This window comes from Herbaspirillum sp. SJZ106 (assembly GCF_006715495.1).
GTDB lineage: Bacteria > Pseudomonadota > Gammaproteobacteria > Burkholderiales > Burkholderiaceae_D > Herbaspirillum.
In genome coordinates, this window is record NZ_VFNI01000001.1 from 697,340 (window position 1) to 720,304 (window position 22,965).

Genomic DNA, 22,965 nt, shown 5'->3' on the forward strand with positions numbered 1-22,965 from the left:
GTCAGTGTGGTTCCTGCTGCGAAAGTGCGGCATTGCCAAGTGCGGCTTTACTGGCTGCGCGGCCGCGCGGCCCTTGAAAATAATCGTGTACCCAGGGATCCGGGGTTGCCGCCACCGTGTCGATATCGGCCACGACCAGTACCCGTTTGGCCGACAGCACCGCTACCCGGTCGCAGATTGCGTACAGTGTATCCAGATCGTGGGTCACCAGGAAGACCGTCAGCCCCAGCGCGTCGCGCAGGGTGACGATCAGGTTGTCGAAGGCGGCGGCGCCGATCGGGTCCAGGCCGGCAGTAGGTTCGTCGAGAAACAGGATATCGGGATCGAGCGCGAGGGCGCGGGCCAGCGCAGCCCGCTTGACCATGCCGCCCGACAGCGAGGCCGGATACTTGTCGCCGGCGCCCGGAGGGAGCCCGGCCAGCGCCAGTTTGACTGCAGCCAGGTGCTGCGCTTCCCGGGCCGCCAGGCCGCCGTATTCGATGAGCGGCAAGGCGACGTTTTCCAGTACCGTGAGTGAAGAGAACAGGGCGCCGCGCTGAAACAGGACGCCGAAGCGGCGTTCGTAGCGGGAACGTTCCCCGGGCGCCAGCGCGGACAGGTTCTGGCCGAAGACATGGACGTTGCCGGCGGCCGGCTTCTGCAGGCCGACGATGCTGCGCAGGAGAACCGACTTGCCGGTGCCGGAGCCGCCGACGACGCCCAGGATTTCTCCCTTCATCACTTGCAGGTCAAGCTTGTCGTGTACCGTCTGCTGGCCGAAGCGGTTGGTCAGCCCGTTTACATCGATCACCACGTCCGGCGCCGTCCGGCTGCCGGACGCGGCGGGATAGCGGTCGTTGTCCGGGGTCACCATCCCATCTCCATAAAGAACAATGCCGCCACGGCGTCGAGCAGGATGACCAGGAAGATCGACTGCACCACGCTTGAAGTCGTATGCTGGCCGACCGATTGCGCGCTGCCGCTGACCTTGAAGCCTTCCAGGCAACCGATGAGCGCGATGACGAAAGCGAACAGCGGCGCCTTGCACATGCCAAGCCAGAAATGCCGGATGCCGACATCCTGCTGCAGCAAGGTCATGAACATGGTCGGGCTGATATCGAGCGTCAGCGCGCACACCATGGCGCCGCCGAGCATGCCCGACATCATGGCGACGAAGGTCAATGCCGGCATGGCAACCAGCAAGGTCAGCACGCGGGGCAGCACCAGCATCTGCAACGGGTCCAGGCCCAGGGCGCGGATCGCGTCGATTTCTTCATTGGCCTTCATCGAGCCGATCTGCGCGGTAAAGGCGCTGGCCGTGCGCCCGGCCATCAAAATGGCGGTCAGCAGCACGGCGAATTCGCGCAGGAACGAGAAGGCCACCAGGTCGACCGTGTAGATGCTGGCGCCGAAATTGGCCAGCACCGTGGCGCCAAGGAAGGCAATCACCGCGCCCACCATGAAGGTGAGCAGGGCCACGATCGGCACGGCGTCCAGGCCGGTCTGTTCAATCTGGGCGACGGTTGCCGTCAGCCGCCAGCGGGAAGGGCGCAACAGGCTGCCGGCCAGGGTTTGGAGCGTGAGGCCGGTAAAGCCCAGCAAGGCCACCGTGTTGGCGCGCAGGCCGACCATGGCAGCGCCGATGCGCGCCAGCAGGTCGGAGATCCAGCCATGTTTGGCCGGCGGCGGCGCGGCCGACGTTTGCTCCAGCGCTTGGGCGACCGTGGCCAGCAAGGAACGCCATGCGGCGGGCAGGCCGCTCCCGTCTTGCGCCAGTTCACGCGCGCGCGGGGCGCCCAGCAGTTCGGCCAGCAGGACGGCGCCGGAAGTATCGAGCGCGGTGAGTTGTGCAACGCTGATGTTCAAGGGCGCCGCCGGCAGGCGTATTGCGGCAATCTGGTTTTTCAGCTTGCCGTAGTGAGGCAGGGTCCAGTCGCCACCCGCATGCAGATGCGGCGGATTCGATGTGGTGTCCAGATGCAGGGTGGCGGCGGTGTCCAATGTGTCACCCACGGTAGAACGCGCGCTTTTGTCGTCGTGGCCGGTTGTCGGGCACGTTAAGGGGCATCGAAGCTAACGCGGGATAGGTCGCCATGCTAAAAACGGTGTGTTGGGGCAATGCAGATGATTGCGGGCAAGTTCGGGCCTATATTAAGTCATTCCCCTGTTTCCCGTAAGGGCGTGGTAGGCGACTTTGCCGCTGTCCGGCCTGGACCGGCGCCATCTTCCCGCTGCAAATGAAAATGCCGTTCAGGCAGTCGCTGAACGGCATTGCCGGTTTCGGGCGGGTTCCCGCTCACAGCCATTGGCGGCGAGTCACCCCATGATGTAATTCGCATCGAGACGTTTGCCATTTTTCAGGTTGTACATGCCGTCATCCGCTTTCGACAGCAAGTCTTCGATGGATTGGCCGTCTTCCGGATATTGCGCGCGGCCAATGCTGGCATGGATGGCCAGCGTTTTTTCGGCAATGAGGAACGGGTTGGCAAACGACTTGGCGACCTTGTCGCAGATAGCGGAAATATCCTGCGATGTGGTGACTTCGGCGACGACGACAAATTCATCGCCACCCATCCGCGCGACGGTGTCGTGATGGCGCAGATTCTCGGAAAGCCGCAAGGCGATCTGGTTCAACAGGAGATCGCCGGTCGCGTGGCCGAACTTGTCATTGACCATCTTGAAGCAATCGAGGTCGAGAAAGAGGACGACAAAGCGCCCCTGTTCCCTTTGCGCCTTGGCGATTGCCTGGTTGATGCGGTCTTCCAGCAGCAGCCGATTGGGAAGCCCGGTCAACCAGTCATAGAGCGCGAGTTTTTTCAGTTCTTCATTGGCCGCCGCCGACTTCTCCAGCCTGGCTGCCAGGTCATCCCGTTCTCTTGCGATACGGGCCAGCCTGGCGCAGGCGAGGCCCAGGCCTACGGTCACAAGCACGAGACTGCTCACGTATCCAATCAGATTGTTATCCATCCCAGACATAAAAGATCGCACTTTCTTTCGTTCCAACGCAGATGAAGCCTTTGCCGTAAATGTTCCTGATTTCGAATGTCGAATGATTGAGCTGGTTTAGTTTTTTCCTGATCCGATAGATGATGGTGTCGATTCGATGCGGATCAAAAATATCCGCGGCCATATTGAGCGCATGCAGCAGGCGCTCGGAGCTGACCGGAAAATGCGGACTCAGAAACAAGGTAGTCAATACGGCGCATTCCCTGTCGCTCAGTTTGATGCGTTCATTTCCAGGGCTGATCAGGGTGCCGTTGCGCCGATGCAAACGCCACGACTCGGCCGTGTCGAGGGCGGAGTCGGGCAGGATATGCAGTCGCCGCAGGAACGAACGGATCGTCGCCAGAAAAACCGAATCCTTGAGCGGCTTGTAGAGAAAATAGTCGGCGCCGTCATGCAATGCCCTGGCATGCGCCGCTTCGTCAACATTCTCAGCGATCACCACGATCCCCAGCATGGGAAATTTCTGGCGCAAATTGGCAATCAGCGGCAGGAAATCGCCCATGGCTCGGGAAGCCTCAATGACGATGATTGAGGGCTTTTTTTTTGAATCTCAACATCCAATTGAAAAACAGAGGAGACAGATCTCATGGGAAGTCCCATGGAATGAAGAGCTTTTCGTATGCTCGCTGATCCCTCGTTCGAGTGCTCTACGATTAAGACGGCCACGTCGATTCACATCCCCCAAACCGAAATACGCTGTTACTGGCGCTCTCACCGGATGAGCTATTAACTAATAGTTACGTTATACATTCTTTTCGTCAGGGATATATTCACAGAAAATCTCGATAAGATTTTTTCATGGCAATATTCGTGGGCCGGCATGCCGTTATCCTTCTGCCGGAAAATCGATTTGATCCGGATGGCGCCGTAAGGCTTATATTTGCGCATTGGGGAGGCAGATAGGCAGCCATGGCGAGATAAGTTATCTTGTCATCCTGCACGAAGAGGTTTTTGCGGGGGTAGTGCGTTGATAACCAAGTGGGCGATAAGGCGAGATCAGGAAAATGGCAATTCCACAAACAATGCTGTCGGTCGTGGCCCGTGATGAGATTCATTTGCAGTTTGCGTTAAAGCAGAATACCGATGTCCGCGACCTGTTCAAGGTGCTGGGCAAACTGTGGGAAGCGGAGATAACAGGCATCGCGGATCCGACGCTGGACCGGCACCACCAGCTGGCCGGCGGGACGGCGAATGTTGTCCTGGGCGTCAGGCCGGAGCTGTGGCGGGGGATGTTTCCTGAGGATATTCCGGATAACCTGCATTCCTTCGACCAGGATCTGGTCGGCATCAATGGCATGGTCGCACCCGCGACCCAGCAGGATTTTTGGATCTGGATCACGCAATCGAATGCGGCCACGCTCTATGACAGCATGAGCAAGACGGTGGCGCTGCTGCGTCCTTTTGCCACCCTGGTGAGCGAACAGGTCTGCTTTCCCTACCATAACAATGTGACCTTCGATGGGTTCGCCGATGGCGTGGCCAATCCCAATCCGTTCCGCGCCAATAGCGTTGCGATCATTGCCGACGGCGAGAAGGGCGCGGGCGGCTCGACGGTACTGGTGCAGAAATGGTCCATGGACGTGGACAAACTGAAGGCCCTTCCCGTGCGCGAGGCCGAAGGCGTCTGGGGGCGAACCAAGGCCGGAAGCCACGAACTGGATCCGTTGCCTGGCAATTCCCATGTCGGCAGAAACCAGTTCCGGAGGAATGGCGAGGAAATGGATATCGTCCGGCGCAATGCCAATTATGGCAATGCGCGGGAGTCGGGCATCATGTTCGTAGGCTTTTGCAGCGATATTTCCGTGACGCTGGGAATGCTTGAGCAGATGTATGGGGTCGGCCCCGACGGGATTGAACAGACTGATCGGTTGCTGGATTTTTCCACGCCTCTTTCTTCCGCGATCTATTTCGTGCCAAGTTTGGATGCCTTGGCGAGCGCGGGGATCGCGCCGGAAGATAGCGACTAGGTTCGTAAATTCTTCATTCCCGATGGTTCAACATTCCGGTGCGCCAGAAGTTCGAAGATGGCCTCGATTCAATGACATGAGTCGATCGCAAGACAGTTAACCACCGGCTGATTGGCAGATTGCTCTGGACGTTCCATGGATGTCGTTTTTCCTGTTTTTCCTTTACCTCAGCATTGCACTGCCTCTTACTTTTTCGATGCAAGCCTTTTTGGCGTGGTTGCCTTGGTGGCGACACCCGCTTTTCCGGGAGCATGCACCACGCTCAACAGTTCCGAGGTTGCCCGATCGAACCGGATCACCAGGAAGTCGAGCAGCGCACGTACGCGTGCAGGCATCAACGTGCCGGCGTGAAAAACCGCATGGACGCCTGCTTCTTCGATGCCATGTTGGTCAAGCACGGATGTGATTTTTCCACAGCGGATGTCGTCGATGGCATCCCAGATGGTTTTCCTGGCCAGCCCTTTACCGTCCAGCATCCATTCCCGAGCTAGGGCGCCATCATTGGTTTCCCAAGCGCGCGCTAAAGGAATGTCGAAACACTGCCGATGCCCATTTTTCTGGAAGCGTAGTTCGCTCAACGGTCCGGCGCTAGTCGACAGTAAAACAAAATCGTGGTGCGCGAGATCTTCCACGGTCTGCGGCGTTCCATGTCGTGCCAAATACGCTGGGGTGGCGCAAAGCACTCGCCAGTTCGGCGCCAGACGACGCGTGGCCAATGTGCCTTCGGCGGGCATGCCAAAACGAATGGCCAGGTCGATGTCGTCTCGCAGCAAATCTGCCAATCCATCCGACAGGCTGAGTGCGATTTTCAGATGGGGATGCTGGCGGCAGAATTCGTCCAGCCATGGCTTGAGGGTGCGACGCCCAAAATCAGCGGAGGCAGAAATACGAATCTTGCCGCTGATTTCGCGCGTGTTTGCCAGGAGTTCTGCCTCGGCATCGTCGATGGCCTCCAGCGCGATCTTGCAATAGCGGAGATAAACCCGCCCCTCCTCGGTCAGGCGAAGCTTGCGTGTAGACCGATGAAAGAGCTTCGCATGCAGTGCCGTCTCCAGCTTGAGGAGCCTGGCGCTGGCCGCCGCTGGCGAGAGGCCAAGCTTGCGGCCGGCGGCGGACAAACTTCCCAGTACGGCGGTATCGGCAAAAAGGCGCATGTCGCCAAGTCGATCAGTGGCCATTATTCATTTGGTTTTGAAGGTAATTCAAATATTGAGCTAATTATCAATTTTAAATTATTAAATCACACTGTATCCCTGACTTGGAAGATGGTGAAAGGGCCTACGGTGACGAAACAATCGAACTTAACTCATATGAGCGCCGGCGAGCCAGGAAGCCGGGGATTCCCCTTACCCAGTCTCCTGGCGTTGACGATGGCCAGTTTCATTGCCACCGCAAATGAGAGCATGCCGGCTGGATTGCTGCCAAGGATTGCCGCAGATTTTGGCATCTCGCAGGCGGGCGCCGGCCAGTTAGTCACTTGCTGTGCCTTCGGCGCCGGACTGGCTGCCATCCCACTGACGTCCCTGACGGCAGGATGGCAGAGACGCCGGTTGCTGGTGGCAGCGCTGCTGGTTTTCGTGGTGGGTAATGTGGTGACTGCTGCGACGGATTGTTACCCGCTAGCTTTGCTCTCCCGATTGGTGATCGGCCTGGCAACTGGCGTGACCTGGAGTCTCCTGGCCGGGTATGCGCGCCGCCTGGTGACGTCCGAGCGACAAGGTGGTGCCATGGCGCTGGCGATGGCCGGTATTCCACTGGCGCTGGCCCTGGGGATGCCGCTGGGCAGTTGGCTGGGCGCATTGGCGGGCTGGCGCAGCGTGTTCTTCCTCCTGGCCGCGATGGGCGTCAGCCTGATTGCATGGGTATATGCCGCCGTTCCGCAATTCGACGGCGAGCCGGAGCATCGGCGCATGCGATTGGCGCAGCTAGTCATGCAGCCCGGTATGCGTCCGATCCTGCTGGTGTTGGCGCTCTGGATATTCGCTCACTACCTGCTATATACCTACATAGCTTCGCTGCTTGCATGGCTAGGTTTCGCACGCCTGCTGGAGCCGGCATTGCTGCTGTTCGGGCTAAGTGCGGTGGCCGGAAATTGGCTGGTCGGCATGATGATCGACCGTTGGCTGCGTTACCTCGTGCTCGGATGTCTGGCGGTCTTTACAGCGACAGCGGCAGTGCTTAGCCTCGAACCCGCCAACTCCGTGCTCATCTATGTTGCCATTGCCACCTGGGGCTTAAGTTTCGGAGGGGCTCCCACGCTGCTGCAAACAGCACTTGCCGATCATGCCGGAGAGCATGCAGACAGTGCGCAGTCGATACTCGTCACGGTGTTCAATCTGGCGTTTGCCGCCAGCAGCGGGGTGGGGGGCGTGTTGTTGCAGAGCGGGGGCGCCGGGATGTTGCCTGTTGCGGTTGTCGTGATGCTGGCGACCGCTGCGACGGTGGCTTGGCAGGCTTCACGTGCCGGATTTGCACCGGGCGCCCGCAGCCGTTGAACAAGAATGGCGAGGCATGGAAGGTTTGTTCTTGGCCGATAAGAGACATCGAAATGGCAGACCGCTGTTCCTGAGCGTGAGATCAATGGTTGCCGTGAGCCGCGCCCTCATGGGCGAAGGTAAGCACGTGATGAACACACCCGCATCAGCGGGTGTGTCCGGGGGCGATCGTTAGAATTGTTCCCAGTCGTCCTTGGCCGCCGTAGCGGCTGGCGCCAGGCGTTTTTTCCCGTCGTCACGCGTCAGGGTGGGCGGCTTGGGTGTGATATTGCGGGCGTATTGTTCGGGCGCGGCAGTGGTATCGTGCGCCAGGCGGTTGCTGTCGATCTTGAACACGCCAACGATCTGGGACAGGTTGGACGCCTGATGCTGCAAGGACTGTGCGGCGGCCGCTGCTTCTTCGACCAGTGCCGCATTCTGCTGCGTGACCTGGTCCATTTGCGAAACCGCCTGGTTGACCTGTTCGATCCCTTCGCCTTGTTCTCGGCTGGCGTCGGTGATTTCACCGACGATGTCGGTCACGCGTTTGACGCTGGCCACCACTTCGTTCATGGTCTGGCCTGCCTGTCCGACCAGTTTGCTGCCGGAGTCGACCTTGTCGACCGAGTCGTCGATGAGCGACTTGATCTCCTTGGCTGCGGCGGCGCTGCGCTGCGCCAGCGTGCGCACTTCGCTGGCCACGACCGCGAAGCCGCGGCCCTGCTCGCCCGCGCGCGCCGCTTCCACGGCGGCATTCAAGGCCAGGATGTTGGTCTGGAAGGCAATGCCGTCGATCACGCCGATGATATCGACAATCTTGCGCGACGATTCATTGATGGCCGTCATCGTGTCGACCACCTGGCCGACGACGTTGCCGCCTTCGACTGCCACGGCCGAAGCCGAGATGGCAAGTTGGTTCGCTTCGCGCGCATGTTCGGCATTCTGCTTGACCGCGCTAGTCAGCTGTTCCATGGAGGAGGCCGTTTCTTCGAGCGAGCTGGCCTGTTCCTCGGTACGGCTGGAGAGGTCCAGGTTGCCGGCGGCGATCTGGGTCGAGGCGGTGGAAATGGTGTCGGTGCCCAGGCGTACCTGCGTGACGATATTAAGGAGATTGTCATTCATGGTCCGCAACGCGCGCAGCAGCTGCCCGGTTTCATCCTTGCCGGTGGCGTCGATTTGCGATGTCAGGTCCCCGGCGGCGACGGTTTGCGCCACCTTGACGGCGCGGTTGAGCGGCCAGGTGATGCTGCGCGTGACCAGCCAGGCCGTCAGCACGGCGAACGCGATGGCCATCGTGCCCAGGGCGATCATCAGGTTGCGCGCTTCCCGGTACTCGGTCTTGGCATCTTCACCGGACTCGTGCATCAACTGGTTCTGGTGCGCGATCAATTTTTCAACCGTGTTCATGTAGCCCAATTGCAAGGGGCGGACGGTTTCCAGCAAGAGAATGGTGGCCTCGTTCCTGGCGCCTTCCTGGACCAGCCGCAACACCTCGTCGCGCTTGGCATTGTATTGCGTACGCGCTTCCAGGATGTCCTTCATCAGGGCGCGCCCCTTGTCTCCCTTGATCATGCCGTCGAGTTTCTCGATTGCAGCCTGGGTCTTCTGGCTGGCCTCATGGATCACCTGTATTTCCTTGCCGGTCTGTCCGGTATCGGTCATCAGCAATATGTTGCGCGAAGCGCGCGCGATCAGGTTGACCTTGTCGATGATCTCGTTGGCCAGTACGGTTTTAGGATATTTGTCGTTGATGACATCGTCCATCTGCGAATTGAGCAGAAACAGCCGTGAGGTGCCCAGTGTTGCCATTGCCATCAACAACACCACCAGAAATCCAAAGCCGATGCCCAGGCGTGTACCAATTTTCAAGTTTGTTATGCGCATTTTCTTCCCCTTTTTGACGTCGTGAAAAAACTGTTGAAACCGGCTGTCAGGCGAGTGTGTGGAAGGTGAATGCCGGCGCCATGGATGGCAAGCCGCAGCGGCGCACACATTTGGTGCTGATTGTGCGTATTTCTTTCCAGCAATGCAATAGCTGTCGCAGTCCGGAGGCGGGAGAAGGCGTCGTTAGCGGGATATCGGTTCAGGAGACGGAACGGGCCGTTGCGCCGGGAGGGCGTCGGGGAGGTGGGGAAGTATCGGCGACCAGGAGCGCGATGGGCTGCTGGCCCTGAGCATCAGGGGGCGGCAGATGGCCCTTGCTGCATCCGGGCCATCTGCCGTACTCCTGCGCCTTCAGTGCTTGCCGCGCTGGGCGGCCAGGCGCCTGACGACAGCCAGCAGGCAGTCGATCTCGTCGAAGGTGTTATAGAACGCCAGCGACGGACGCACGGTGGTCTCCACGCCGAAGCGGCGCAGGATCGGTTGGGCGCAGTGGTGGCCGGTGCGCACCGCGATGCCTTCCTGGTTGAGCGCCTTGCCGACTTCCTCGGTCGAATAGCCGTCCAGCACGAAGGACATCACGCTGGCCTTGTGCGCGGCCGTGCCGATCAGCCGCAGGCCCTTGATCTCGCCCAGCTTTTGCATGCCGTACTCAAGCAGCGCATGCTCATAGCCGGCGATGTTCTCGATGCCGATGCGGTTGACATAGTCGATCGCCGCCCCCAGGCCGACGGCGTCGGCGATGTTGCCGGTACCGGCTTCAAAGGTATTGGGCAGCGGCTGGAACACGGTCTTCTCGAAGGTGACGTCGGCGATCATGTTGCCGCCGCCTTGCCAGGGCGGCATGTCTTCCAGCACTGCGCGCTTGCCCCAGAGCACGCCGATGCCGGTCGGCCCGAACACCTTGTGGCCGGAGAACACGAAGAAGTCCGCTCTCAGCGCCTGCACGTCGGTGCGCATGTGCGACACCGATTGCGCGCCGTCGACCAACGCTTTGGCGCCGGCGCGATGCGCCAGTTCGACGATTTCCTTGACCGGCGTGACCGTGCCCAGCGCGTTCGAGACTTGCGTGACGGCCACGATTTTGGTGCGGTCGTTGAGCAGCTTGGCATATTCGTCCAGCAAGACCTGCCCCGAATCGTCCACCGGGATCACCCGCAGCCTGGCGCCTTTCTCGGCCGCCAGTTGCTGCCAGGGGACGATGTTGGCGTGGTGTTCCAGGTGCGAGACGATGATCTCGTCGCCGGCGCCGACGTGTTTGGCGCTCCAGCTCTTGGCCACCAGGTTGATGGCCTCGGTGGTGCCGCGCACGAAGATGACTTCGTTCACGTCCGGCGCGTTGATGAAGCCGCGCACCCGTTCGCGCGCGCCTTCGTAGGCATCGGTGGCGCGCGCGGCCAGTTCATGCGCGGCGCGGTGGATGTTGGAGTTTTCGCGGCGGTAGAACTCGCTGATGCGGTCGATCACCGACTGCGGCTTGTGCGTGGTGGCGGCGTTGTCGAACCAGATCAGCTGGCGGCCGTTGACGCGCTCTTGCAGGATCGGAAAGTCGCGCCGCACCGCATGCACGTCGAACGCAGGATGCCGGCCGCTGCCGGCCAGCGGCGCGCGGTTGTGCGGGTCCTGCTTGGGCGGCGTGCCTGCCGAGGGATGGCCGTGGCCGCCGTCGAGGAAGTAATAGCCGGTATCGGCCGCTGGCAAGGCCGCCGCCGGCGAGGCCGTCTGCGGCACGCCGGTGACGGCGCCGCCCAGGCGCGGCTCATAAGCCGGCAAGGCCGACAGCGCCTTGTCGGGCACGCCGTTGCCGGCTTGCGCGGCCGGCGCCAGCGATGGCGCGCGGTTGCCCAGCGACAGCACCTGGTGCGGCGACGACGGGATCAGGTTGACGCCCGGCGCCAGTCCCTGGGGAATGGCGGTGCCGGGAACGCCCTGGCCGAAGCCGGCCGGGCCGGACAGCGGCGAGGCCGGCGGCGCGATATTGGCCGGCGCCTGCACGCCATGCGGCGCAAATGGAACTGAAAGCGGAGGCGCGGCGAACAGTTCCGTGGCCAGGCGCGCCAGCAGCGCCGGGTCGAACGGCGCCGCCGACGCATCCGGCACTGCCGCGGCCGGCGGCAGGCCCGGCCCGGCGGGAGCGGAAGAGGGGATGCTCACGATTGCGTCCTCTTATTTGTAGGTGTCGGGATAGTCGTGGTACTTGTTGATCTCGACGTCGTCCAGCACCGCCAGCGCATCGCTGGTCAGCACCGCCAGCGAGCAATACAGCGAGATCAGGTACGACGAGATCGCATGGTTGTTGATGCCCATGAAGCGTACCGACAGGCCCGGGCTCTGTTCGCCCGGCAGGCCCGGCTGGAACAGGCCGACCACGCCCTGGCGCTTGTCGCCCACGCGCAAGAGCAGGATCTTGCTCTTGCCGTCGGCCACCGGCACCTTGTCCGACGGGATCAGCGGGACGCCGCGCCAGGTGATGAACTGCGAACCGAACAGGCTGATGGTCGGCGGCGGCGTGCCGCGGCGGGTGGCTTCGCGGCCGAAGGCGGCAATCGCCAGCGGATGCGCCAGGAAGAAGGCCGGCTCTTTCCAGACCTTGGTCAGCAGCTCGTCGAGGTCGTCCGGGGTCGGCGCGCCGGTCAGCGGGAAGATGCGCTGCTCCTCCGTCACCTGGGCCAGCAGGCCGTAGTCGGGGTTGTTGATCAGTTCGCTTTCCTGGTTTTCCTTGATGGTCTCGATGGTCAGGCGCAACTGTTCCTTGATCTGGTCGTGCGGGCTGCTGTACAGGTCCGAGACGCGGGTATGCACGTCGAGGATGGTGGACACCGCATTCAGGAAATACTCGCGCGGTTGCTCCTCGTAGTCGACGAAGGTGCGCGGCAACTGGTTTTCCTCTTCGCGCGCGGTGCAGGTGACCTTGATCGATTCCGGATTCCTGACCTTGTTCAGGCGATAGATGCCGGCCTCCACCGGAACCCATTGCAACAGATGCGTCAACCAGCGCGGGCTGATGGTTTCGAGTTGGGGCGCGGTTTTGGTGGCGTTGGCTAGTTGCCTTGCTGCGTTATCGCCGAGTGCGGTGGTACCGCCGACTGTTGCCGACATCTGGACTCCAATATGGGTGGGTTAAGGGGAAAGTGTGTGAAGCGACGGCTCAAAGTGTCGTGGCTGGCAGGGGATGGCTCAACATGCTATAGCCATCAATTTCAAACCACGCACGAGATTCTGCTGACTGATGTTTTCACCGCGCGTCACCAGTTCGGACGGCGACAAGGTGAGCGCATTGGCCAGTTTTTCCACAGTCACCAAAGAAGCGATCGCGGTGCCGCGCTCGATCTCCCCGATGTAGGAGCGGTTCAGGTTCGAGTTTTCGGCCAGGCGCTCCTGCGACCAGCCGCGCGCGCGCCGCAGCTGGCGCACGCCGATGCCGAAGCTCTGGACCAGCGCGCTGGACAGCGTCTCGTCCTCGGTGCGCAGCGCTGGCCTGTCGGCAACCGGGTTCATGTCGATCTCCGTCATGCCGCGGCGGCGGCCGTGAACACGGCGCCTTCTTCGCGCGACGCCGCCTGCGAGATATGCGCCCCGGCCGGAACATCGTGGGTCAGCCAGACATTGCCGCCGATCACTGCGCCGCGGCCCAGGGTGATGCGGCCGAGGATAGTGGCGCCGGCGTAAATGACGACATCGTCCTCGACCACCGGATGGCGCGCATTGCCCTTTTCCAGCTTACCCTGGGCATCGGTGGGAAAGCGCTTGGCGCCCAGCGTGACGGCCTGGTAGATGCGCACGTTATTGCCGATGATGGCGGTTTCGCCGATCACCACGCCGGTGCCGTGGTCGATGAAGAAGCCCGAACCGATGCGGGCGCCGGGGTGGATATCGATACCGGTGGCGCTGTGCGCCAGTTCCGAGATGATGCGGGCCAGCAGCGGCAGGCCCAGCTGGTAGAGGCGATGCGCCAGCCGGTAGTGGATCATCGCCAGCGTGCCGGGGTAGCACAGCAGCACCTCGTCGACGCTGCGCGCAGCCGGGTCGCCATGGAAGGCGGCCAGCACGTCGCTGTCGAGCAGGCTGCGGATATCCGGGAGCGAGGCGCCGAAGGCGCGCGTCACATGCAAGGCGTCGGCATCGAGCTCCGGCACGGCCTTGTTTTGCAGGCTGGCGCTGTATTTCAGTTCCAGCCGGGCTTGCTCAAGCAGGTTGTGCAGGGCGGCGTCGAGCGCGTGGGCGACGTGGAAGTTCTCGCTTTCCTGCCGCAAGTCCGGCGGCCCCAGCCGCATCGGGAACAGCACGCCCTTGAGGCTGTCGACGATCGTCGACAGCGCGTCGCGCGAGGGGAATTCACGGCCATTGGCGTCGTTGTTGCGCCGTTGCGAGAGACGCCAGTCCAAACGCGCTTCATGCAGCGACTGGACGATCTGGTGGATATCGAAATTGGCCACGTGGTCCTCGTGAGATATGTTGTGCAGCCGGATGCGTGCTTACCCTAGTCCCGGTCCTAGTCCCGATCCTAGTCCTGTAGCCAGGGCAAGCCATGGAAGCGCCAGCCATCGGCTTTTCCGCGCTGGAGTTGTTCGTCGATCTCGCCTTCGAAGCCTTCCAGCACATTGAAAATACAGGTCAGCCCGGCCTTGGCGGCGGCTTGTGCCGCTGCCGCCGAACGCTTGCCGCTGCGGCACAGCAGCAGGGTGGGCACCTCCTTGCCGCCGATCTTGCTTTCCAGTTCGCGCACGAAACGGGGATTGCGCGACAGCGAGGTGCCGGTGGCCCAGGCGACATGGGCGCTGCCGGGGACATGGCCGACGAACTTGCGTTCTTCGGCGGTGCGCACGTCCACCAGCAATGCCTTGCCGGCCGAGAACAGCGCCCATGCGGCCTGCGGCGTCACGCCGCCGGCGTAAGGCAGGCCGGCGGCGGCCGCCTGGTCGCGGATGGCGGCCAGTTCCTGCGGCAGTTCGAGCGGGGCGGCAAGTTTCGCCGGGACGGCGCTGAGGGGGGAGCCTGGTGACATCGCGAATTCTCCTGATGCAAGGGGTGCTGCCGTTGCGAAAGCAGTCCCGGAATTGGTGGTTATAGACGGCAATTCATGGGGCCACTCTAAAACCACGGGAGAAGAAAGCGAACGAATAAAAGGGAGGCTTGAAAGAAGTAAAACGCATAAGGCGGTGTACCCATGCTGCTTGCCGCCGGCTATCGGGGAAGCCTTGCGCCTTGATCCATGCCGCCATGGCGGCGGCATGGCGCCCGATCGGGATCGGGCGCAACTGCAGTGGCGGGAGCGCGACTCCGGCCGGCTTGCCTGTCCTGGCGCATGCGAGGGCCGGCCGCTTGGATCAGCGCCCCGGCCGCTGTCGCATCCGGGGGAGCGATGGGGCGGGGCTGGCGCCGACCGTCAACATGCCACGCTGCGCTTGTCTGCGAGCCAGCGGTTTTCGATTTCAGCTGGCGCCAATGGATGCGCGTGCAGGTAGCCCTGGATGATATCGCAGCCGGCCGAGCGCAAAAAGGCATTCTGCTCCTCGGACTCGACGCCTTCGGCCACCACTCGCAGGCGCAGCTTATGCGCGATGGCGATGATGGCTTCGGTAATGGCGACGTTGTCGGCGTCATGGGGAATGTCCTTGACGAAGCTGCGGTCGATCTTGAGCGTGTCGAGCGGATATTGCTTCAGGCTCGCCAGGGATGAATAGCCCGTGCCAAAATCATCGACCGAAATGGCCACGCCCAGTTCGCGCATGCGCTTGAGCAGCGCCGTGGCCGCCTGCTGGTTTTGCATGATTGCGCTCTCGGTGATCTCCAGTTCCAGCAGGGAGGGCGGCAGGCCGCTTTGCGCCAGCGCGGCGTCGATGGCGGCGGGAAGATCGTCGGACAGGAATTGGCACGGCGACAGGTTCACGGCAATGCGCCCGAAACGATACCCGCGATCCAGCCAGGCTTTGCCCTGCCGGCAGGCTTCCCGCAAAATCCAGCCCCCCAGCGGAACGATCAGCCCGGTTTGTTCTGCCAGGCTGATGAACAGCCCCGGCGCCACCAGTCCGCGGGACGGATGGCGCCAGCGCACCAGCGCTTCCATGCCGCACAGCCGGTTGTCGGCGGCGCCGAACTGCGGCTGGTAAAACAGCTCGAACTCCTGCCGTTCCAGGGCGTGCCGCAAGCTGTTTTCCAGCAGCATCTGCTCCAGCGCATGGTCGCTCATTTCCTTGTTGAACAGCTGGAAGGCGTTCTTCCCGCGTTCTTTCGCACGGTACATGGCGATATCGGCGTTTTTGAGCATGGTCATGGCATCCTTGCCATGTTGCGGATAAATCGCGCAACCGATGCTGGCGCTCATGAATATCTTGTGGCCGTTGATGAAAAACGGTTCGGCCATGTCGGACATGAGGCGTTGCGCCAACTCGGCCGCCATGCCTTCCGAGGCGGCATCATCGAGCACCACGATGAACTCATCCCCGCCGAAGCGCGCCAGCACATCCTGTTGCCGCAATTGCCGGCGCAGTCGTTCGGTCGCGGCAACCAGCAATTGGTCGCCGGAATGGTGGCCCAGCGTATCGTTGACGGATTTGAACCGGTCGAAATCGATGAAAAAAAGCACCAGCTGCCGATCGCATTGTTCTGCGCTGCCGATCTTTTCGGAAAGGATGCGCATGAGGCTGTTGCGGTTGAGCAGTCCCGTCAGGCTGTCATGCTCGGCCAGGTAGGCCAGCTTGTTTTCCGCTTCCTTGCGGATGGTGTTGTCGGTGAAGACGCCCACATAATGTGAAATGGCATCGTGATTGCCGCGGATGGTCGAGATCGACAGCCAGGCCGGGTACCAGGTGCCGTCCTTGCGTCGGTCCATCATTTCGCCTTGCCAGTTCCCGATGGAGGCCAGTTGTTCCAGCATGCTGCGGTTGACGCCGGTGCGGGAGCTGGGGCCGGTCATCATGCGCGAATGCTTGCCGAGCGCCTCATCGATGCCGTAACCGGTAATCCGGGTGAAGGCCGGGTTGACCGTCAGGATGCGGAACTGTTCATCGGTGATGAGGATGCCCTCGCTGGCCGATTCGAACACCCGGTCGGCCAGGCGCGAATGCCACGCCGCCTGCACCTGCTCGTGGACATCCAGCGCCATTTCAATCAGGACCGTGCGGCCGTCAAGCTCATCCACGCTGCCATGTACATCCACCCAGCGCCGGACGCCATCCTGGCCGACCATGCGGCGCGTATGGCGGACGTGGCTGCGCGCGCCTTCCAGCAATTGCCGGTGGTGCGCCTGGACCTGCGCCAGGTCTTCCGGCGCGACCAGCTCTGGAAACGGCAATCCGATCATCGCCTCCGCATGGCCGTAGCCCAGGATATCCGCCATTTTGGGGTTGGCGTACAGCACGTTGCCCACCGCATCGACCATGTAAACGCCAACCAGCGCCTGTTCATGGAAATGGCGCGAGCTGCGTTCGGGCAAGGTGCGGTTTCTTGCGTGTCGTGGCGGAAAATATGCCTGGGAGGTGACAGGAAGATCGTGAGTATCGCTGATAGGCACGGACATGGTTGTTTTCCACACTGATTGCGCTCTTGCCGTCGAACCGGTAACACATGAACGGAACATTGCTGCGGTGGCAATGGATCATATTGGGCGCCGCATCGGATGCCGCCGCACACAACTCGGATGTGCAGGCATTTCCCTTTGCGGTTTGGCCTTTGTTAACTCAGATGCGCCGGGTTTTTCCCTTTGTTGTTTGTCTCAATCGCATGTCTCCTGCTTGGGTCTCCCGGCGCGACAAAGGATGTGTTGTCGCGGGCGGGCAGTCCATCAGGAATGCCCGCATTGGGTTCCGGAGAAACATGGAAAACAAGACGGGGACATGGCGCTCGTTATCGCCAAGGCGCGTGGTGCTGCGCATCGGCTGATTTTTTTGTTTTCCGAATCATGCCTGAGAAGTATCCGAAAGTCATGCCCAATGGGCGCCGGGAATGAAGGTTCGCACGAACATGTCTCCCAGGCCATGTCGTGCGCCGGGCCTGCCATGCCGATAGCGTTATTGGAACAATGGGTTGGCAATTAATGGATAGAATGTCACAAAATATGTGAACTTTTGATGTGTCGGGGGAAGAAGGCGGATGGGCAATTTCTTTTTTAGTGCCTTGAATGGCGGGGATGTTCTACAAGGCACTTACAGTCCGGGGCTGGTACTGCTGTCGTTGTTCGTGTCGATGTTTTCGGCCACCATGGCCTTGCAAACCGCTTATGTGGCAAGGCATAGCACCCAGCGGCTGCACCGGCAGGTCGCCATCGCCACGGGCGCCATCGCATTGGGGGGCGGCATCTGGACGATGCATTTCATCGGCATGCTGGCATTCGATCTGTGCGTGTCGGTGGATTACAGCCTGGGGATCACGGCGTTGTCGATCGTCCCGGCGCTGGCCGCCTCATGGGTGGCATTGAGCATGTTGTCGCGGGACAATGTATCCATGCTGCAACTGTTGGCCGGCGGCGTGCTGATGGGCGCCGGTATCGGCACCATGCATTACACCGGCATGGCGGCCATGCGGATGTCGGCCGTCTTGCGTTACGACCCCCTGTATTTCTCCCTGTCCATCCTGGTGGCCGTGGTCCTGGCGACGATCTCCCTGGGCGTGCGCTTCAAGCTGCAAGGCATCCGGATGCAGCGCCTCACGCGCCTGGTCATCAGCGGTTGCATCATGGGCCTGGCGATTTGCGGCATGCATTACACCGGCATGAGCGCGGCCCGTTTCATCGGCTCGCCCGACACCCAGCATGGCGGGATCCTCATCAGCACGACATTTGCCTCGCTGGCGCTTTCCATGTTCACCATTACCGTGACGATACTGGTGACGGCGGCCAATGGGATGATGCGTTACAAGCAGACATTCCAGATGATGAAGGAGAGCGAGTCGCGCATCCGCGCCATCGTCGAGACGGCGGTCGACGGGATCATCACCATCGACAGCAAGGGCACGGTGCAAGCGATGAACCGCTCGGCCGAACGCCTGTTCGGATGGTCGGCCGATGAGGTGCTGGGCAAGAACATCAAGATACTGATGCCGGAACCGGACCAGTCGCGCCACGACGGTTACCTGAAGAATTTCCTGGCTACCGGATTCGCCAAGATCATCGGCCAGGGGCGCGAGGTGACCGCGCTGCACAAGAGCGGCAAGCTGATTCCCGTGCGCCTGGCCGTGGGGCAGGTCGACCTGCCGGGAACGCCCCTGTTCGTCGGCTTCGTGACCGACATCAGCGAGCGCCGGGCGCTGGAGGCATCGTTGCGCGAAGCCGCGGAAAAGGCCGAACAGGCCGCGGCGGCCAAGACCACCTTCCTGGCCAACATGAGCCATGAGATCCGCACTCCGATGAATGCCGTGATCGGATTCTCGGAGCTGCTGCTCAAGGGGGAGTTGAGCGCCACGCAACGCGCCCACATGACCACGGTGCACCAGTCGGCGCGCTCGCTGCTGGGCCTGATCAACGACATCCTCGATACCACCAAGCTGGAAAAGGGCGGCGTGACGCTGGAGAGCATCGACTTTTCCCTGCTGGAAGTGGCGCAGCAAATCGTGACTTCCCTGCGGCTCAATGCCGAAAAGAAGAAACTGAACCTGATCCTCGATTACGCCGAGGGCATGCCGGAGTATTTCAAGGGCGATCCGCTGCGGATCCAGCAGGTATTGACCAACTTGCTCGGCAACGCCATCAAATTTACCCAGCAAGGCACGGTACGCCTGCATCTTTTCCGGGACGGCGATGGCGTCGGCATCGAAGTGTGGGATACCGGCATCGGCATGACGCCGGAACAGTTGAGCCGCATCTTCGACCCGTTCTCGCAGGCCGACGCCTCCATCAGCCGCCGCTTCGGCGGGACGGGTTTGGGCACCACGATTGCCAGCCAGTTGATCGAATTGATGGAAGGAACGATTTCGGCGCAAAGCGAATTGGGCAAAGGCAGCGTCTTCAGGCTGTCGCTTCCGCTCAAGCCCGGCGATAAGCCGGCGTTCCAGGCAAATGCACTGGGCATCAGCAAGCTGCCGGCATTGAATGTGCTGATTGCCGATGACGTTCCCCAGAATGTGGAGCTGCTCACGCTCTTGCTGGAAGAAGCCGGCCATACGGTGACGGCCGCCAGCGACGGCACCCAGGTGATAGAACTGTTCTTCGCGGGCCGCTACGACCTGGTGCTGATGGATGTGCATATGCCGAACGTGGATGGCCTGGAGGCCACCCGCCGCATTCGCGTCGAGGAAGCCCGGCAGGGGCGCGACAAGACGCCGATCATCGCCTTGACCGCCAGTGTCATGGAGGCCGACCGCAAAGCGGCGCAGGCGGCGGGCATGAACGGCTTCGCCAGCAAGCCTTTCGATATTCCCAAGCTGCGTGCCGAAATTGCGCGCGTGCTGAAAGTGGCGCCCGGCGAGCGGGTCATGATCGACCTCCAGGACGGCCAGGACAAGGTGATCGATTGGGCCAGGGGAGAACAGTTGTGGCGTACCAGGGAACGCATGGCCGAAGCCATTTTCCGCTTCCTGGCCGAGGTCGAGAAACGCCATCCGCTGCCGCCCCGGGATGCGTCCGCGGATACGGTGGACTGGGCGTTGACGGCCAAGAGCCTGCATGGCATTCGCGGCGCGGCCGCCAACCTGGGCTTGAGTGCCGTGGCGAACCTGAGCGGCATTCTGGAACGGGGAACCGACGGCCCCGCCGAAGACTGGTTCGGGCAGTTGCAAGCGTTGCGGGAGCAGCTGGACCTGGTCAAGAGCGTGTTGCAGGAGCAGCAATGGTCCTCCTCGCAGATCGCGGCCGCTGGCGGCAGCCCGGCCGATCCTGCCGATATCGCCGCCGCGCTGGAACAGCTGAGCAAGAGCTTGCGGCATGGTGAACTCGATGAAGACAATTTCGACAAGATCAGCAACTGGCTGATCGAGAATGGCGAGGTCGGAGTTCGCAATTCGATCCATGACGCCATCGAATCGTTCGATTTCGAGAGCGCCGATGAACAGCTTGGAAAACTGATCGAATCACTCAAGGCGGAGCAGCCGCCCGCCGTATAAGAAGCCGGGGCGGACGACCATGTTGAAGAGCACAAGGCTATGAAAAACGAAGAACGAAAATGCATCTTGCTGGTAGACGACGAGCCTACCAACCTGCAAGTCCTCAAGCATACGCTGCAGGACGAATATCGGCTCCTGTTTTCCCGGGACGGGGAAAAGGCGCTGCAATTGGCGCAGACCGAAAAGGTCGACCTGATCCTGCTGGATGTGATGATGCCGGGCATGACCGGCTACGACGTTTGCAAGGTGCTCAAGAGCGCGCCGGCGACCCAGTCGATCCCGGTCATTTTCATTACGGCATTGAACCAGGTATCCGATGAGCAGATGGGCTTCGACCTGGGCGCGGTGGACTACATCACCAAGCCGTTCAGCCCGATCATCGTCAAGGCGCGCGTCAAGAGCCAACTGTCGCTGGTGCAGCTGGACGTGCTGCGGGAGACCCGGCTGCAGGTGGTGCAATGCCTGGGCATGGCCGCCGAATACAAGGATAACGAAACCGGCATGCATGTCATCCGCATGAGTCACTATGCGAAAACCCTGGCGCTGCGCGCCGGCTATGGCGAGGCCGAAGCAGAGGAGCTGCTGCATGCGGCGCCGATGCACGATGTGGGCAAGATCGGCATTCCCGACGCGATCCTGCAGAAGCCCGGCAAGCTTGAGCCGGAAGAGTGGTTCATCATGCAGCAGCATGCGCGCATCGGTGCGGACATCATCGGCGAGCATGCTTCCGGCTTGCTGAAGACGGCCAGGCTCATCGCCCTGTACCATCATGAGAAATGGGACGGCAGCGGCTATCCGAACGGCTTGTCCGGCAACGACATCCCGCAGGCGGCGCGCATCATCGCTATCGCCGATGTGTTCGATGCCCTGACCAGCGCAAGGCCGTACAAATCCGCCTGGTCGGTCGACGATGCGCTGGATCTGATCCGGCGCGAAAGCGGCAGGCACTTCGATCCCGAACTGGTGCCGCTATTCATCGAATGCCTGCCGGAGATTCTTGAGATCAAGGCGCGCTGGAGCGACCCGATGGATGTCGCCGTCTGAGCGCGCATCTGTCGATTGCCAGGAGGCGATGGCGCAGGATGCCGGCATGAAGCGGACGCAGGCGTGACGGCATGTGCGCATGCCATGGCAATAAAAAAGACGGTGGAATTTTCCATCGTCTTTTTTTATTCCGCCAGGAACATCGGCGCCTCGCTGGAGGCCGTTGCCATTTGTTGACAATTTGTTGGCGCACATGCCGGGACTTTCTCGCGAGGTGCGGGCCAGTAGTCTGCTGCGAGCCCGGCGGCGAAAAAAGTCCGGTTGCGCCAGAGGCCCAGCCGGACATGAAAAGCAGTGACTTGTTCGCATCAATCACTGCCGGCACTGCAGGCCGCGCCACCGGTGTTCGGGCGGCGCGGCCCCTCAAGAACTGCGAAGGATGCAAGGGCCGCCGTTTGTGCGGCGGCGCTCAGGCATCAAAACTTGTGGCGGATGCCGACATTGAACAGGTTGTCGGCGGAGCCGTTGCGGTCAGCCTTGTAGTTGACGGCGTAGTTGTTCGACAGGCGCGACCAGCTGGTGTACAGGTTGGTGCGCTTGGACAGGTTGTGGCTGTAGCCCAGCGCGATCTGGGTGGCGTCGCGGTGGTCGGCGGACTTGTCGTACTTGTGCATCAGCGAGGTCATGATGACGTCGTTGGGCGTGACGTTGATGTTCAGGCCGAGCAGGGCATCGCGGGTGTCCAGTGTGCCGACGCCCTTGTTGATCGCGTAGGCGACAAAGGGTTGCAGCAGGCCGAAGTTGTAGTTGCCGCCCAGCAGAGTGGTCTTGGCGGCATCGGAGCCGGTGGCGTTCTTGGTGTTCTGGTGGGTCAGCACTACTGCGAGCGGGCCGGCAGCGTAGCCGATTGCGCCGGCCATGGTGCGGTTGGCGCTGTTGTCGCCGGCCACTTCACCGAAGCTGTAGGCAACCTGGCCGTTCACGCCGTTGGCGGCGGAGTAGCTGTAGTTGACGGTATTGTCGGTGCGGCTGCCGCCATAGTTGAAGATGCGCGCGGAGTCGCCGGCCAGCGTGTCGCCGAACGGATCGAACACCGATGCGTTGGAGTAGACCATGGTCTGGGTGCGGCCGAGTTTGACTTCACCGAAGCCGCCCGACAGGCTGACGTAGGACTGGCGGTTGAACAGCACGCCAGCTGCGCCCATGGCGCCGGTGTCGGCGTTGAAGCCGGACTCCAGCACGAAGTTGGCCTTCAGGCCGCCGCCCAGATCCTCGCTGCCCTTGAAGCCGATGCGGCTGCCGCTTTGGTTGCCGCTATCCAGGGACAAGCGGGTGCCGGAGCCGGCGTTTTCCACTTTCAGGCCCATGTCGACCACGCCATAGATGGTGACGCTGCTTTGTGCCGATGCGACGCCGGTGATGGATGCGAGTGCGGCGAATGCCAACAGTGATTTTTTCATTTTTACCCCTGTGAGTTGAACGTCGTGTGAGTGCTGCAAGCGTCCCGTCCGGCGACCCGGATATGGCGACACATGCGACATGCGCGGTCATCCGCGGCCTCGCAGCCGCGGAAACTGCCTGGTGCGGCCGTCGCATCGGCGATGGCCCGGAATCACTGCATTCCCCCGAATGATTTTTTG

18 protein-coding genes are annotated in these 22,965 nt (G+C 61.6%); 5 read left to right on the forward strand and 13 right to left on the reverse strand.

Annotated features, from left to right (window positions below; translation table 11 throughout):
- Position 1 precedes the first annotated feature (1 nt).
- From FB598_RS03070 to FB598_RS03085, 4 genes are all read right to left on the reverse strand, one after another.
- Positions 2-853: an ABC transporter ATP-binding protein gene (locus FB598_RS03070; RefSeq protein ID WP_141912684.1), complete on the reverse strand. Its 852-nt coding sequence runs from the start codon at positions 851-853 to the stop codon at positions 2-4.
- Positions 847-1,980 (reverse strand): ABC transporter permease, encoded by a 1,134-nt coding sequence (locus FB598_RS03075; RefSeq protein WP_141913338.1) that lies wholly within the window; start codon positions 1,978-1,980, stop codon positions 847-849. Before FB598_RS03075 ends, FB598_RS03070 begins: the two co-directional genes overlap by 7 nt.
- 315 nt (positions 1,981-2,295) lie before the next feature.
- On the reverse strand, positions 2,296-2,946 hold the full coding sequence (locus FB598_RS03080) for a GGDEF domain-containing protein (RefSeq protein WP_183405755.1): 651 nt from the start codon (positions 2,944-2,946) through the stop codon (positions 2,296-2,298).
- On the reverse strand, positions 2,939-3,487 hold the full coding sequence (locus FB598_RS03085; RefSeq protein WP_255463910.1) for a response regulator transcription factor: 549 nt from the start codon (positions 3,485-3,487) through the stop codon (positions 2,939-2,941). The genes FB598_RS03080 and FB598_RS03085 overlap by 8 nt, the downstream gene beginning before the upstream one ends.
- Positions 3,488-3,989: 502 nt before the next feature.
- On the opposite strand from FB598_RS03085, the gene FB598_RS03090 reads away from it, so the two are divergent.
- Positions 3,990-4,952, forward strand: coding sequence for a Dyp-type peroxidase (locus FB598_RS03090; protein ID WP_141912688.1), 963 nt, complete (start codon positions 3,990-3,992; stop codon positions 4,950-4,952).
- A gap of 185 nt (positions 4,953-5,137) precedes the next feature.
- Here the strand turns inward: FB598_RS03090 and FB598_RS03095 are convergent, their stop codons facing one another.
- Positions 5,138-6,130: a LysR family transcriptional regulator gene (locus tag FB598_RS03095; RefSeq protein ID WP_141912690.1), complete on the reverse strand. Its 993-nt coding sequence runs from the start codon at positions 6,128-6,130 to the stop codon at positions 5,138-5,140.
- Positions 6,131-6,322: 192 nt separating this feature from the next.
- Between FB598_RS03095 and FB598_RS03100 the strand changes: the two genes are divergently transcribed.
- A complete protein-coding gene (locus tag FB598_RS03100) occupies positions 6,323-7,447 on the forward strand; it encodes an MFS transporter (RefSeq protein ID WP_255463909.1) in 1,125 nt (374 codons plus the stop codon).
- A 171-nt stretch (positions 7,448-7,618) separates the two neighbouring features.
- Here FB598_RS03100 and FB598_RS03105 read toward each other — a convergent pair whose 3' ends face one another.
- The 7 genes from FB598_RS03105 to FB598_RS03135 form a co-directional block, all read right to left on the reverse strand.
- Complete coding sequence (locus FB598_RS03105; RefSeq protein WP_141912695.1) at positions 7,619-9,310, reverse strand: methyl-accepting chemotaxis protein; 1,692 nt, start codon at positions 9,308-9,310, stop codon at positions 7,619-7,621.
- A gap of 351 nt (positions 9,311-9,661) precedes the next feature.
- Positions 9,662-11,425 carry a family 2A encapsulin nanocompartment cargo protein cysteine desulfurase gene (locus FB598_RS03110; RefSeq protein WP_221292319.1) on the reverse strand — a complete coding sequence of 588 codons (1,764 nt, stop codon included), beginning with the start codon at positions 11,423-11,425 and terminating at the stop codon, positions 9,662-9,664.
- A 48-nt stretch (positions 11,426-11,473) separates the two neighbouring features.
- The gene (locus tag FB598_RS03115) at positions 11,474-12,406 is read right to left on the reverse strand and encodes a family 2A encapsulin nanocompartment shell protein (protein WP_141912700.1); all 933 of its coding nucleotides are present in this window, start codon (positions 12,404-12,406) and stop codon (positions 11,474-11,476) included.
- A gap of 78 nt (positions 12,407-12,484) precedes the next feature.
- A complete protein-coding gene (locus FB598_RS03120) occupies positions 12,485-12,805 on the reverse strand; it encodes a helix-turn-helix domain-containing protein (RefSeq protein WP_255463906.1) in 321 nt (106 codons plus the stop codon).
- Between the two features lie 11 nt (positions 12,806-12,816).
- Complete coding sequence (epsC, locus tag FB598_RS03125) at positions 12,817-13,743, reverse strand: serine O-acetyltransferase EpsC (protein WP_141912706.1); 927 nt, start codon at positions 13,741-13,743, stop codon at positions 12,817-12,819.
- 68 nt (positions 13,744-13,811) lie between these two features.
- Complete coding sequence (locus tag FB598_RS03130) at positions 13,812-14,312, reverse strand: rhodanese-like domain-containing protein (protein ID WP_141912709.1); 501 nt, start codon at positions 14,310-14,312, stop codon at positions 13,812-13,814.
- Positions 14,313-14,693: 381 nt separating this feature from the next.
- Positions 14,694-16,742 carry a bifunctional diguanylate cyclase/phosphodiesterase gene (locus FB598_RS03135; RefSeq protein ID WP_255463905.1) on the reverse strand — a complete coding sequence of 683 codons (2,049 nt, stop codon included), beginning with the start codon at positions 16,740-16,742 and terminating at the stop codon, positions 14,694-14,696.
- A 131-nt stretch (positions 16,743-16,873) separates the two neighbouring features.
- On the opposite strand from FB598_RS03135, the gene FB598_RS03140 reads away from it, so the two are divergent.
- From FB598_RS03140 to FB598_RS03150, 3 genes are all read left to right on the forward strand, one after another.
- On the forward strand, positions 16,874-17,188 hold the full coding sequence (locus tag FB598_RS03140; RefSeq protein ID WP_141912713.1) for a hypothetical protein: 315 nt from the start codon (positions 16,874-16,876) through the stop codon (positions 17,186-17,188).
- Between the two features lie 210 nt (positions 17,189-17,398).
- The gene (locus FB598_RS03145; protein WP_183405754.1) at positions 17,399-20,341 is read left to right on the forward strand and encodes an MHYT domain-containing protein; all 2,943 of its coding nucleotides are present in this window, start codon (positions 17,399-17,401) and stop codon (positions 20,339-20,341) included.
- 39 nt (positions 20,342-20,380) lie between these two features.
- Positions 20,381-21,385, forward strand: a complete 1,005-nt coding sequence (locus FB598_RS03150) for a two-component system response regulator (protein WP_141912715.1) — start codon at positions 20,381-20,383, stop codon at positions 21,383-21,385.
- 416 nt (positions 21,386-21,801) lie between these two features.
- Here FB598_RS03150 and FB598_RS03155 read toward each other — a convergent pair whose 3' ends face one another.
- Positions 21,802-22,785, reverse strand: a complete 984-nt coding sequence (locus FB598_RS03155; RefSeq protein WP_141912718.1) for a porin — start codon at positions 22,783-22,785, stop codon at positions 21,802-21,804.
- Positions 22,786-22,965 lie beyond the last annotated feature (180 nt).